Source organism: Paenibacillus sp. LHD-38 (assembly GCF_031157315.1).
Classification (GTDB): domain Bacteria; phylum Bacillota; class Bacilli; order Paenibacillales; family Paenibacillaceae; genus Pristimantibacillus.
Window position 1 is genome coordinate 1 of the sequence record NZ_JAVIFU010000040.1, and the last position, 13,761, is coordinate 13,761.

Below are 13,761 nucleotides of genomic sequence, written 5' to 3' on the forward strand. Positions count from 1 at the left end.
TCATGCGTTGCAAGATGCTCTGCTTCAATTCCTTGTTCACTTGGTTCATTGTCCTCCACCTCGGCCTCTTTTTCCTCACTATACGTTCTTTTGAGGGGGGCGACAACTATTCTGACACATGGGGCACTATCCATTTTTAACCTACGATTCGAAGTAAATACGGGGCTGTTTTACGTTCATCATAGCTAGTTAAATGAAGGACTCTATACAAACGAAAAAGGAGCTGCCGCGGCAGCTCCTTTTTACAGCTGCACAAACTATAGGTTTTTGTACATATGTAGCTGATTGGCGTTAGCGGGCAGAATAATGGAATGAAGAAGGAAAGAAACCCCAACTCGTAGAATATTACTATCTACACTAAAAGAAAGGAGGAGGATTTAATATGTACTTTCACTGCTATAAAAAGCCGATAAGAATCCGCAACCTCCCTCAATCTTAACAATTGAGGAGGGTAAATATGAAAATAAATGATAATTATTTGAAAGAACAGTTAAACCATGTTTATTGGTTGAATGGCGGATGTTGCGCTGGGAAGACCACAATGACAAAGAAATTTATTGAGGAGTTAGGTTTTCAAACACTGAGCGATGATGTCTTAAGATATAGACCATTCACTAGCCCTGTTGAATACCCTGCCCTTCAAAATCCTCATCCCAATTTAGACTGGGAGAGGTGGTTTAATAGACCCACGGATGTAAAATATCAATGGCTTTGTCAATTAGTCGTAGAGATGATGGAATTTTTTGTTATCGATTTGTTGAAAATGCCTACTGATAAACCAATCATTATAGATTTAGGAATAATGCCCGAACATATACTACCCTTTATTCCCAAAGAAAGAACGATCTGTCTTTACACGTCTGATACAGAAATAGAAAGACTATATTTTTTTAGAGAAGACCATAAGATGATTTTGGACGTCATTAACGCTCATACATCAAATCCAGCGGAAACGATTAAACATGGTAACAAAACTATGGTTAAATTCTCTAATGAAATTAGAAAAGCCTGCGTTAAAAATGGTATCAAAACACTGGAAAGAACACCTAGCTTGAGTGTTGAAGAACAATTTAAATTAGTTCGTGAACATTTTGGATTATGAGTTGAGAAATCCCATAGCTTATTTCGCTGACAGGCTGCCAACATTAGGCAGCCTGTTAATGCTAATGGGTACAATTGTTGAAACATAAGCGATGGAGCCAATCCATCGATTCGTTGTGCTAATTGGCAGAAGGGTTTTATAGTCAATCCCTATTCGTAATGTAAAAAAAGAATTTCATTTTCTGCGCCGTGGGCGAAGCGAAAGGAATGGGTAACGATGATTATGACACAAAAAGAAATGCTGTTCATTGTGCAATCACAACTTGCAATTGACCTGAATTGCTCGATCGATGACCTGAACGGTGAGAAGGACAGCATTATTTTTGTTGAAGCTAAAGAAAATCCTGGACGAAGACCATTTCCTAGGAAGGCACGTTTTTTCGAAATTGTATCTATGGGGAAATCAATTGTAGTGTCGGCTACACCAGAACGGTTGTCAATTGCAAAAAGACAGATGCAAGGCAAAGATAGGGATACGGTATTTTCCTTGCCATTTATCAGAGGTCTTTACTTGCATTTTCTGCCTGATGTAAAAAGAATAAAGCTAATGTCAACACCGAATTTTTTTTCATTTGAACTGATTAAGCGAGAAGAAGTGGTCAGTTTACTTGATGTTACAAGATTTAATAATGCTATTATATATGATACGCATCTTCCTTGGCAGACTGATCTGGCTGTACTTGCAAAGCAAGACGGGGAAATTGTTGGTATGGCAGGAGCAAGCAAAACCTGTGCAAAACTGTGGCAAATTGGCATAGAAGTATTACCCGAATATCGTAATTTGGGATTGGCTAGTTATCTTGTAAACAGGTTAACTTTTGAAATATTGGAACGTGGTGAGGTACCGAGTTATGACGTAATCGCCAGTAACCTTGCTTCACAAAGAGTAGCTCAACGATCAGGGTATTTACCCGCATGGGTGTCTGATTGGCGATGCAATTTTGAAGGGTTTGAACCTTAAAAAGTTTCAACTAACGGGTACGATAGTGGAGGAGCTTGCTTTACTGCAGCTCCTTTTTTTTCATTCGTCAGTACCAAACAAATTTCTAAACGTTTCGGAAACATATTTCGAGTACGCATTTAGAGTGGAATAAAATCAATGGTAGCTGCAATCTATATATTTTTTAGAATTGAGGAGTTTTTTATTACATATTTAAATATGTAAGTGAAAAACCGCATAAATATAGGAGGACAGGAAAGAATGGCTATTAAAAACCACAATGGGGTGATAGCATGCAAGAAGCTCGAAAAGATGGGTGGAAGTCTGATGAAGATCATTTACTAGCAGAGATCGTCCTAAGACATATTCGAGAAAAAAGTTCACAGCTAGTAGCATTTAATGAAGCTGCACAACAATTAGGAAGGACAGAAAGTGCATGTGGCTTTAGATGGAACTCCCAAATACGTAAACAATACGTATCGGAAGTTGAAGCAGCCAAACAAGAACGAAAGCAAAGCTCCTACGCTAAACAGGTAACGCAACAGATAAAAGTTTTCACTATTGAAGAAGAAATAGAACAGGAATACATGCCAGATTACATGGAACAGATTATTCTATTAGCTGACAAGCAGAAGCAACTTATTATAAATATGGCTAATCAAATCAGCAACTTAAAAGAGCAATTACAGCAGAAAAACAATGAACTTGAACATTTTAAAAAGAATGATCAACAAAACAACATTACTGAAGAGACATTAAAAGAAGACTTCGAAACGTTACTCCAAATATTCCATAGAGCAAAGCAATTGGCTTAACAATTGTCAAAGGATAAGAACATTGTCCGATTGAAGTCCGCTTAAATCGCGGGCTTTTTTAGTTATAGGATTAAGTTCTTTTCAATTGACGATGACAAGTACATTATCCGATTGCCGACAGAGATAATATACTTAGCGAAGATCGATTTCCTTTAAGTCTCCAAATCAGCATCACCCTTAAAAATCTAGAGGCCGCCGCCGGTATTAAGGGTCTCGGCGTGGTAACTCTTCGTTAAACTAACGGGCAGGATAGTAGAATTACCTGTATTTTTAATAAATTGATATTTATAAGCATACTATTGTTTTAGAAGATGATATAGAAATCACTGAAAGGAATGATGGGCATGAAAAGCAAATTATCTCACTCGATAATTATAATTATCTTTCTTTTAACCGCATGTTCATTAAATTCTTCAAGTACCACGAAAATCAATAAAACAAGCTTGTTGGAAAATACACAAACAATAACAATCGCATCTAGCTACGTTTTTGATATATCCGATACACCCAGGCTTGTTGGATAGGCAGATAATGTATTTATTGGAAAAGTGATGAAACAGAATGGAACTAAATCATTGGATGGTTTTCCTGAAACTCAGTTTAAGGTGGAAGTGTATGAAAATGTAAAAGGAAAATTTAACGGAATAGTAATCGTAAATCAACAAGGTGGATACCAAGGAGATGAATTAGTTCTAATAGAAAATGACCAATTAGTTAACGAAGGACAGTCATATCTATTTGTAACTAAACATTTGAAGGAAGAGAATTGGAATACCTTAGTACCAGTTTATGGCGATATTCTAATTGACAATGAAGAAGCAAAAAAAGAACTAATTGATAAATTCACAACAGCTTATAAAAATGAAATCCCATTTAATATGAGCAGGTAATTCAACTAACGGGCAGGATAGCGCAACTTTGTATAGATAAATAAGTATTATATTAATCAATTAATTAATTGCGATTAGGACGTGCTCTAATATGCTCATAATATTTCTAATTGGTTTTATCATGGTCACAATGATGTTCTTTATGATCTTTTATAAATTGATTGAAAAAATAATGAAGCTCCGTAAACTATATATTGGGATCCTTTCAGGTACGATTGTATCTGTTATTATGTATCTTTGGATGATGAGCACGTTGAATAACTTACTAACCCCTATGCCATGAGACTCCAAATGATTGGACTAACGGGTACGATAGTTGAACAATTTTTCCTCTAGTTTCGATTAGAAAACCGGGTTCCCTTACTATAAAAGCCCCCGGTTCATGCGGATAATTGCTTAGCGTACGATTAATTCCGTTTCGTGAGGTGACCCCTATATAGATTGTGGACTTCAAAAAAGGGGAATATGAAATGAAATTTCGAATGGTTGTTTTACTCCTAGCATTTATTACTGTTGTCACAGGTTGCGCGAGTATAGTTACCCAAAAAAATGTTATTCAAGATGGTCCTGAGTTACATCCTTCAGGTGAATCCGCTGCACTTATCGCGGATAATAACGAAATTATTTATTTTCCAATTTCTGGGTCTAGTTTTAATAAAGATTTCAATATTCCAGCCCATTTCGGATGGGTAAAAGTTCGGGTTCATAATACATCATCTGAAACCCTGAGGGTCCGAGTTACTCAAGGCACAATTACGGGAACGGAAAAAATGTTCTTCGAGGTAGCTCCTGGTGCTCAAAAGGCTGTAAATGGAACGCAACCTTGGGAAACGGACACTCACTGGGTTGCCCTCAGCACTAAAAACGGTGGGATAATGTCAGGGTTTCTGTCTGTTGAACTGGAAAACACGAAGGAAGAACCAAAGAAGATGTAATTGATCCGCTAACGGGTACGATAGCAACAACCAAGGAGCAGTTTGCTGCGGCAGCTGCTCCTTTCTTCGTTAAGCTAACTGGCAGTTTAGCGTAACAACGCCTTATATTTATGATACGGATCACCGTAATGTATCTACCACAAAATATACATCAATATATAAAGACAAAGCCACTCTTGAGAATGGAGTGGTTTCTTTGAATAGAACTTTTCTTTTATTTCACTATCGTATTCTATAGTTTTCGTGCCTTGATTACAAAGGTTACAGGAAGCATCTTTGCTTTTTTTGCAAAATCGCCGTTACTCGATTGCATAATTTCTTCATCAGATTCCTCAATCATTTGCTCAATCGCAAAACCCTCTTTTGCCAACGCATTCACATAGGTTGATAGTTTTCGGTCTGATAATGTTAGCGTACTTTCGCCAAGAGTAACCGAATACCAAGATTCATCGAAATAACATTTTTTAAAAACAAGCCTATCATTTTCTGCAGCAACACATTTGTGTATCGGGTGAGACCAGCTGAAAATAAATACCCCGTCTTTTTTTAGGTAAGAAGCAATGCGGCGAAAAGTACCCTCAAGGTCAGTTGTCCAGCCTATGGCATAAATCGAATAAACAAAGTCAAAATAATCCTCTGGTATGCCACATTCTTCTTCCATGGGAGAACAGATTAATGTCGTTGAAAGACCGCACGCCGTCAAATGCTGCTTTGTCTTTTCGATTTGGTTTTCCGATAAATCCATCCCCCATAGTTCAGATGCTTTGCGTTCCCCCAAATATTGCAAGGATTGACCGCTTCCACAGCCTATTTCTAGCATTTTTTTTCCCGAGACATCGCCAAAAAGCTGGCACTTTTCTTCCGAGACAAATGCTCCAAAGAAAGGAAGTGCGGTTGCTCCTAAAACATCATTTCCTTTTGTATCCCAAAATAAGCTATTTGTTTCATGAATACTACGCTTATCCATGTCGACCGAGATGGCACTAACCTCACCACCGCCTATCATGTTTGTTCTATAAACAGAATTCTTGTCCATGCCGTCGTCCTCCCCAAATAAGATTAACTAAATATAACCAAATATTCCAACCTATCATATCGCACGTATGTTCTTATGTAAATGCCGTCTATTATGAATTTAATTACGAACTAGAAGACGAAATTGTGGCTTCAATGAAGTAATTATTAAGCTAACGGGACACGTTAGTTGAATTAAAACAGAAGAACCTCGACACAGCTTCTTGCAAGCAGTGCCCGAGGTTCTTAGTATTGGAATTGCCCTTAAGCGGCGACGTCGCGTCTCGTAAACAGTAGCCAAGCTAAGAATTGGAATACGATGTAGTAGGCGACAAGTATCATAATCGAGAACGTCAACGTCATTTCCGGTCTTAGCGGCGACGCGCCTTGCATATATTGCGTCAGGTCGATGTTGGAGAAGAGCAAATACTTGACCCAGCTATAGCCGCTGAGAAGCGCCGATAACGTATTGCCGACCAGCATGAACAGAAGCGAGAAGGCTATGGCCATCGAAGAGCTGCGGAACGCGGACGAAATCATGAAAGCCATCGTTACGTACATGAGCATTGATACGATCGAGAAACCGTATTTCTCCAACGAATTCAAGAAATAGGAACTTTCTTGGATAACACCGCCATCGGTAATCGATATTTTCGCTTGGCTTGTTCCTTCGAAGCCTTCGAGAATACCTCCGGCCGCGTAAGCAGACGCAAATGTCAATATGAGCAGCAGAAGCGCGAACCCAAGCGTGGCGATGTATTTGCTGATCATAATCTTCGTGCGCGAAGCCGGACCGACAAGAAGCAGCTTGATCGTGCCCCATGTGAATTCGGCCGCAATCATATCGGCAGCGATAATGACGGTTAGAATCGTCGCTAAAATAATTAAGTATGATGATGTATCTACATAATTCCACAATGACAATTCGTTAGGATTTATATTTTGTTCCAAATAATATTCATTGAGCTTGATTTCGTTAGCGAAGTATGTTTTGTCCTCTTCCGAGAGTTCTTTGTTTTCTTGAAGCTCCTGCTGCATGTTGCTATTCCGTTCGGTCAGGTTGTTTTGCCAGTCGATCGTATTATTTTGGCTTGATTCCCACTTCATGATGCCGCTCATCAATGCGATTGTTAAAACGAGGAAGGCGATCATAAGCCATGTACGAGGACGACGATATATTTTCATATTTTCGTTTCGAATTAGTTTAGACAGACTAGACAACCATCTCACCTCCGGTAATTTCCAAGAACTGTTCTTCAAGCGACTTCTGCGCCGCTTGAATGCCGAGCACGTCAATCTCCGAGCTTACAAGCAGCCTTGTAATATCGGGGATGGCAGCTTTGTCAGCCGCAATTTCGAGCTGATTGCCTTTCACCGTAATGCGGGTTGCATCGAAGATGGCGGATAGCAGCTGCCGAGCGGCAAGTAAATCGCCGACTTCGATAACGATCTTCGACTGTATCGAATCGCGAGTTTCCTGCAGCGAGCGAATATCGATGAGCTTGCCGGCTTGTATTATCGCAACCCGGTCGCACATAAGCTCCATTTCGGACAGAAGATGGGAAGAGACGATGACGGAGATGCCTTCTTCTCTCGTCAGCTTGCGCAAATAATCGCGCAGTTCTCGAATGCCCGCAGGGTCGAGCCCGTTTGTCGGCTCATCAAGGATGAGCAACGATGGACGATGCAGAATCGCTTGGGCAACGCCAAGCCGCTGCCTCATGCCGAGAGAGTAACGCTTAACCTTCTCGTGAATACGGTTCTGAAGTCCGAGAAGCTTAACGACCTCATTGATCCGTTCCTTCGTAATGCCTTTATGCCGACGGGCAAAATGAACAAGGTTTTGATAACCGGTCAAAAATTTATACATTTCCGGATTTTCGACGATCGCTCCTACATGCGTCATGGCAAGCTCGAAGTGCTCGCGGACGGATACGCCTTTAATTAGGGCCTCGCCCTTCGACATCGATATCAAGCCAACAATCATCCGTATTGTTGTCGTCTTGCCGGCACCGTTCGGTCCGAGAAATCCGAATACTTCGCCTGCGGGTATATCGAAACTAAGATTGTCGACGATCTTACGTCCGCCAATCGATTTGGTCACGTTGCGAAGCTGCAAAACGGCTTCTGTCATGCGTTAAAACCTCCTAGTGTTATCGTACATATGAACTATACTGGAGGTTGCTTTGTCATAAAATAGACCTTTGATCAGGATTTCCCCCCTGCTTAGGTCGAGTATGAACGTTTTTCAAAGCATTTTTTAAACAAATACATAAAAATATGCTTGATAAAACAACTAAGGATTATTTACAACATAATGAGGTATCTCTCGAATTTGAACAGGAGGGTATAGGTGCACTGGTGTCGATAGATCTATGCGGTGAACAGAATCATAAATTGAAGTTCTGATCATTACCCTGACTAGACAAAACCCGAAAGATGATCACTTTTTCTAAAGTGTCTATCTTTCGGGTTGCAGTTCACTTTATGGGATCGGCAGCTCCTTTTTTTAATGGCCCTTATATGGCGATGATTCAGAGAGCGTATGAACCTGCGGTGTTGGGACGAGTTATTTCACTTGTTACAAGCGTTATGTTGCTTTCCTCGCCAATTGGACTCATTCTAGCGGGACCGATTGTTGATAGATATGGTGTCCAAATGTGGTTCTTCTGGTCAGGTGTTGTCATTATATTGACCGGTGTCTTCATATTTATTAAGTTCAAGCGTATGCATGCGGATCTAACATAAAATAAAAAAGACTCCTAATTAAGTTCAATTAATGGGAAATAATAGTTGCTTTCATAAGTGGAAAATGAAACTTCAAATCGGAAGAACCTATTCGTTGTACAAAAACGGATTAAACCAGCTCTTTAGGTTGATCAGTCTTTACGGTAACGAGGAACTATAATTGAACAAGAAAGGAGCAGTTCAACGACAGCTGCTCCTTTCTTTATTAAGCTAATGGCTGTAATGTAAAATATCTTTATTTCAATTAGAGGTATAAGCCAAGAGTATGCTGAATATGGAAGTTTACAATGGCATGAGGAGGAATAATGTGGAACGTCCTGGTACGTGTCATGTTTGTGGAGAAGGTGTTTTTAAACTGCTATTTATCAATCGTATACTAGTGCGGAAATGTAAGGAATGCAATGCGTTATTTGATACAGAGAAGCTTGCTCCATATATCGATGAGGCTGCTTCTTCCTTCTTTCCGCTGTGTTAACGCTATACCCGATTCATCCGACGATATTCAGAGGGGCTGACCTTCACTTTTTTTGAAAATATTCGGCTTAAATAAAATCCGTTGCTGTAACCGCATGCTTGGGCAATTTGCTCTAATGGCAAATGGGTCTCGGTCAGCAGTAATTTGGCTTTTTCTATTCGAAGCGTGGATAGGTAGTGAGAAGGCGCCAAGCCTACGCTCCGCTGGAACCTGCGGCTAAGCTGTACAGGACTTATGCCGAGCTCAGCTGCAAGATTATGCATGCTAATATCCTGATAGCGATTCTGATGAATGAAGGCCTTGGCCTGTTCAATAAGCGGATCAGCAAGTTCAGCCTCCTGATTGATGGGGGAGGATTCCGTCTGGCGGCAAAATTGCCAAATATCGTTCAGTATATGATTTTGCCAATACAGATTCTGATCCTCATTGTATCCGGATTGCTGCTTTAGGCTATTCAAGTTGTCGGCCAGACGATTCCGGTGCTGAATGATCAGCTTGTATACGGATTCGGACAGCTGCTGCTGGACTGCCTGTTCACGTTCATTCAAGCCGAATGCGTCGCTTGAAACCAAGCCAAGGGTAAATCCGATAAAATGAAACGATAACGCATGGATCACGCTGCGATGAAAGCGAAAGCCCGGCGGACAGACGACCACATCTCCCATTCGAGCTGTTCCCTCTACTTCCCCTATTCGATACGAGAAGCTCCCGCTCTCCACGGCAAACAGCACCCATAGATCATACGTATCTACGCTTAATTGAAACTGGGACTTGCTATCCCAAAAGATATGGTGAGAAAGAATAGGATAAAGGCTGGAGCTGAGTAGCGTCACTTTTCTCTACCTCCACGATGAAATAAAGTATATGGGTATATGATAGCGTAGTGCATGTTAAATCACTAGCCTCCATATTATGATGAAGTCAAATCGATGTAGTGGAGGTTTAGCCAGATGAAAATCGAACATATAAAATCCGATATTACCGTAATTGGCGGAGGGCTTGCGGGTGTTTGCGCCGCCGTCTCTGCTGCCCGTCTTGGGCAGACCGTGTCTTTAATTAATAACAGACCGGTTCTCGGAGGCAATTCCAGCAGCGAGGTCCGGGTATGGGTGTGCGGTGCAACGGCGCATGGAACGCAGCGTTATGCAAGAGAAACCGGCATCATGGGTGAAATGTTCGTCGAGAACCAATACCGAAACCCCGAAGGGAATCCTTATTTATGGGATCTTGTTGTTCTGGAGACCGTTCGCGCGGAAGAAAATATTCGCTTATTCCTTAACACGGATGTGCATGAGGCGGAAGCGGAAGGACCGGAGCATGACCGGGTCATTCAAAGCGTAACAGGCTGGATGATGGGCTCAGAGCGTAAAATTCGTTTCGAGAGCAGCATGTATATCGATTGTACCGGCGATGGCCTTGTTGGCTTCCTTGCCGGAGCGAAATACAGAATCGGCCGCGAAGCCAAGGATGAGTACAACGAGGATTGGGCACCGGAGGTGGCGGATGACATTACGCTTGGCAGCACGCTGCTGTTTTATACGAAGGAGGCCGACAGGCCGGTCAAATATATTCCGCCAAGCTTTGCCAAGGATATAACGCAAACGACGATTCCGATGAAGCGAGTAATCCGCAGCGGAGACTCTGGATGTCACTATTGGTGGATTGAATGGGGCGGAGAGTTGGATACGGTCCATGACAACGAACGGATACGTGACGAGCTGTGGTCGGTTATTTACGGGATTTGGAACTTTATTAAAAATTCAGGCCAATTCGATGCGGAAAATATGACGTTGGAATGGGTAGGATCCATTCCCGGCAAACGGGAGTATCGGCGTTTTCTCGGGGATTATATGCTGAACCAGAACGATATTATGGCGCAGGAGCCATTCGAGGACCGTATTGCCTTCGGGGGCTGGTCCATCGATCTTCATCCACCGCAAGGCATGTACTCGGAAGAGAGCGGCTCGAAGCATCTATACCCGGACGGCGTCTATCACATCCCGTTCAGAAGCTTGTATTCAAGTAATGTTCGCAATATGTTGTTTGCTGGCCGGGACATTAGCGCGACACATGTTGCTTTCGGCACGACAAGAGTGATGGCAACCTGTGCTGTAATCGGGGAAGCGGCAGGCAGCGGCGCTGCGCTTTCCGTACAGAAAGGGATTACGCCGCGTGTGCTTCACCGCGATTATATGAAGGAATTGCAGCAGGTTATGCTGAGGCAGGATGCATCAATCATTGGTGTGGCCGGCAATGATCCGGATGATCTGGCAAAAACCGCCCGCATTTCCGCATCCAGCACGCTGGAGCGAATTGCAATTGAAAACGCCACAATCGTGCATTCACTGGATCGCGATATCGGCATATTGTTCCCGGTTCATCCCATGCTGTCATCGGTTGAGCTGCTTGTCGATGCAAAGCAGATCACAACGCTTGAGGTGGAGCTATGGCACACGGGCAAGGGAGAGAATTACGTACCTAAGCAATGGGTGAAATCAGCTTCCAAGTCCGTTGCCGCGGGCAACAAGCAGTGGGTTAAACTGGATTTGGGTTGGCAGCCGGAGTCAGCCTGCAATGCTTTTGTTATCGTCAAAGCGAATGAGGCTATAACGCTGCACGTATCGGATGAGCCGTTAACCGGTGTGCTTTGCTTTGAGAAGGGGGATAAGCCGGTAGTATCCGCATTGCTGGAGGATCATCAGCCCGACCAGCCGGTCGCGCAGTGGAGCATGCGCAAATGGAATCGTCGGCCGGTATGCTTGCGGGTAACGCCAAATACGGAATCCTATGCGGCGAGTCAAGTTACCGACGGCTATATACGTCCTTATGCTGGCCCGCATATGTGGGCATCCAACCCATTATCCGCAAATTCCCAGGAATGGATTCAATTATTTTGGGATAACGAGCAGGAGATTGGTGAAATTCATCTAACCTTTAACGATGACGTAAATGAAGATTTAATCAACCTGCATCATCATCGAACGCCATTTGCTGTTATTCCCGAGGTCGTGCAAAGCTATCGCATTCAAGCTTACATCGCTGGGGAATGGGTTACGATCATAACGGAGCAGGATAATCACAAACGAAAAAAAGTGCATCACCTCCCAGAAGCGATTATTACTAACCAAATAAAACTATGCATAGAGGCAACGAATGGATGTCCCCGTGCGGAGGTTTGCGAGATCAGAGTCTATGGTTTATCCTAATCTATTACTATTGGAATCGCTTACAGCATAGACTGGTATAGGTTAGGCGAAAGGAAGGGAGAAGGTATCATGGCTGAGAAACCGTTGAACGTTCTAATTGTCGATGACGAGGTTCCGCTGAGGCAGGAGCTTCGCCTATTCCCATGGGAGGACTGCGGCGCCGTCTTAATCGGCGAGGCCGGGAATGGCGAGGAAGCGCTGCAAGCGTGCGGGGTCTGCATGCCGGATGTCGTGGTTACAGATATCACGATGCCGATTATGGACGGAATTACGCTCATTAGGGAGCTTAGGAAAAGATATCCTGCCATTCAAATTATTTTGCTGACTTGTCACAGCGATTTCCATTATGTTCAGGAGGCGCTCCGGCTCGGAGCGCTTGAATATTTATTAAAGGTATCGATGGAAGAAGAGGAAATGAAGCAAGCGATGATCAAAGTAAGAGAAGCGATCATCAAGGAGCGCCGTTCCCTTGATAATGAAAGATCTGAACGGCGGCTGCTGCAAGCGGCAGCGTTCGGGAAGCTGCTGCGCGGTCATGCGCTTAATAGCGACGATTGGAAACCTATCGAGCTGGATGGAGCGGGGACCTATAGATTGGCGCGTTTGATTCTGGATGCGCCGAATGCCTCTTACATTCCCGCGAGGCAGCGAATCCAACAGACATTGAAAGATAGAGAAAGATCTGATCCAAATTGGCTGACTTGGCTGACTACAGGTGAGAATGAGTATTTCGTCCTACTGGCACAACAGCAATCCGAAGCGCAAGCAGTTGCAACGCTTAGCGGGGTCGTACAAGCTCTTGAATGCTGCTTGAAGGAGTGTGAAGAGCTGCCCGAACACCTGGTGATGGTGCATGCGATTATCAGTGAACCAATCACAAGGAAGGAAGAGCTTGCGTATTCGCTAGCTCATACGACTGAATGGAAAGACGCGCTTTTTTATGATGGCTCGTCTGGGAGCAGCGTACGGATCGGCAGGCCACTTCCTTTGAGCGAGATGACGGATAAGCATGCGAAGGAACTGAATGAGATGTTAAGAATGGCTAGCAGGTCCTCTGCATACCTAAAAAATTGCATACAAGGGGATTTACCCGAATGGTGTTCAGCGATACGCATTCGGCCTCAGCAGCTCAAGCAGCGCATGCTGAATTGGCAGATGGAATGGCTGAAGGTCCATGAGGGTGCTGAGCTTGATGGCCGGGGCATTACGCAATTGATGGGAGCGCAAACCTTGGGGCAAATGATCGCTTGCCTCATCCATAATATCAACGAAATCGAGAGCGGGGGATCGCGCTCGCGCATCGAAATACGCTCCGCGATCCAGTGGATTCAAGCGAACATGCAGCAGCCCATTTCGCTGCCGATCCTTGCTGAGCAGGTCGGCTTAAGCCCGCATTATGTCAGTCGGTTATTTCGTGAACAGACCGGCGACACGGTTAATCAATATATTACCCGTCTTCGAATGGAGAAGGCGGTCGAGCTGTTGAAGCGAACCAATAAAAAGGTGTACGAGATCGCGGAAGAAGTCGGAATTCCGAGCTATCGTTATTTTACCGTTACGTTTCGTAATTGGACAGGGGTGTCTCCGACGGATTACAAACGGAATCCTTAAACAATTGCGGGATCGGATACGGGGGT

The 13,761-nt window shown here is 43.3% G+C and carries 12 protein-coding genes; 8 read left to right on the forward strand and 4 right to left on the reverse strand.

From position 1 onward, the window contains the following. Window positions 1-457 precede the first annotated feature (457 nt). The 5 genes from RCO25_RS25835 (at window position 458) to RCO25_RS25855 (ending at window position 4,681) form a co-directional block, all read left to right on the forward strand. Window positions 458-1,102 (forward strand): hypothetical protein, encoded by a 645-nt coding sequence (locus RCO25_RS25835; protein WP_308998959.1) that lies wholly within the window; start codon window positions 458-460, stop codon window positions 1,100-1,102. A gap of 216 nt (window positions 1,103-1,318) precedes the next feature. Next, a complete protein-coding gene (locus RCO25_RS25840) occupies window positions 1,319-2,062 on the forward strand; it encodes a GNAT family N-acetyltransferase (protein ID WP_308998960.1) in 744 nt (247 codons plus the stop codon). 272 nt (window positions 2,063-2,334) lie between these two features. Further along, window positions 2,335-2,856, forward strand: a complete 522-nt coding sequence (locus RCO25_RS25845; protein ID WP_308998961.1) for a hypothetical protein — start codon at window positions 2,335-2,337, stop codon at window positions 2,854-2,856. Between the two features lie 551 nt (window positions 2,857-3,407). Then, window positions 3,408-3,746 carry a hypothetical protein gene (locus RCO25_RS25850; RefSeq protein WP_308998962.1) on the forward strand — a complete coding sequence of 113 codons (339 nt, stop codon included), beginning with the start codon at window positions 3,408-3,410 and terminating at the stop codon, window positions 3,744-3,746. Window positions 3,747-4,216: 470 nt separating this feature from the next. Then, window positions 4,217-4,681, forward strand: coding sequence for a hypothetical protein (locus tag RCO25_RS25855; protein ID WP_308998963.1), 465 nt, complete (start codon window positions 4,217-4,219; stop codon window positions 4,679-4,681). A 232-nt stretch (window positions 4,682-4,913) separates the two neighbouring features. Here RCO25_RS25855 and RCO25_RS25860 read toward each other — a convergent pair whose 3' ends face one another. The 3 genes from RCO25_RS25860 to RCO25_RS25870 all read right to left on the reverse strand — a co-directional run bounded on the left by RCO25_RS25860 (window position 4,914) and on the right by RCO25_RS25870 (window position 7,829). After that, complete coding sequence (locus tag RCO25_RS25860; RefSeq protein ID WP_308998964.1) at window positions 4,914-5,717, reverse strand: class I SAM-dependent methyltransferase; 804 nt, start codon at window positions 5,715-5,717, stop codon at window positions 4,914-4,916. A 242-nt stretch (window positions 5,718-5,959) separates the two neighbouring features. Further along, window positions 5,960-6,916, reverse strand: a complete 957-nt coding sequence (locus RCO25_RS25865; protein ID WP_308998965.1) for an ABC transporter permease — start codon at window positions 6,914-6,916, stop codon at window positions 5,960-5,962. Further along, on the reverse strand, window positions 6,909-7,829 hold the full coding sequence (locus RCO25_RS25870) for an ABC transporter ATP-binding protein (protein ID WP_308998966.1): 921 nt from the start codon (window positions 7,827-7,829) through the stop codon (window positions 6,909-6,911). The genes RCO25_RS25865 and RCO25_RS25870 overlap by 8 nt, the downstream gene beginning before the upstream one ends. A 353-nt stretch (window positions 7,830-8,182) precedes the next feature. Here RCO25_RS25870 and RCO25_RS25875 point away from each other — a divergent pair, with 353 nt between their 5' ends. After that, window positions 8,183-8,443 (forward strand): MFS transporter, encoded by a 261-nt coding sequence (locus RCO25_RS25875; protein WP_308998967.1) that lies wholly within the window; start codon window positions 8,183-8,185, stop codon window positions 8,441-8,443. A gap of 477 nt (window positions 8,444-8,920) precedes the next feature. Here RCO25_RS25875 and RCO25_RS25880 read toward each other — a convergent pair whose 3' ends face one another. After that, window positions 8,921-9,751 carry an AraC family transcriptional regulator gene (locus RCO25_RS25880; protein WP_308998968.1) on the reverse strand — a complete coding sequence of 277 codons (831 nt, stop codon included), beginning with the start codon at window positions 9,749-9,751 and terminating at the stop codon, window positions 8,921-8,923. A gap of 117 nt (window positions 9,752-9,868) precedes the next feature. Between RCO25_RS25880 and RCO25_RS25885 the strand changes: the two genes are divergently transcribed. Together RCO25_RS25885 and RCO25_RS25890 are read left to right on the forward strand one after the other, a co-directional pair. Further along, on the forward strand, window positions 9,869-12,124 hold the full coding sequence (locus RCO25_RS25885; RefSeq protein WP_308998969.1) for an FAD-dependent oxidoreductase: 2,256 nt from the start codon (window positions 9,869-9,871) through the stop codon (window positions 12,122-12,124). Between the two features lie 69 nt (window positions 12,125-12,193). After that, the gene (locus RCO25_RS25890) at window positions 12,194-13,735 is read left to right on the forward strand and encodes a response regulator transcription factor (RefSeq protein WP_308998970.1); all 1,542 of its coding nucleotides are present in this window, start codon (window positions 12,194-12,196) and stop codon (window positions 13,733-13,735) included. Window positions 13,736-13,761: the final 26 nt, after the last annotated feature.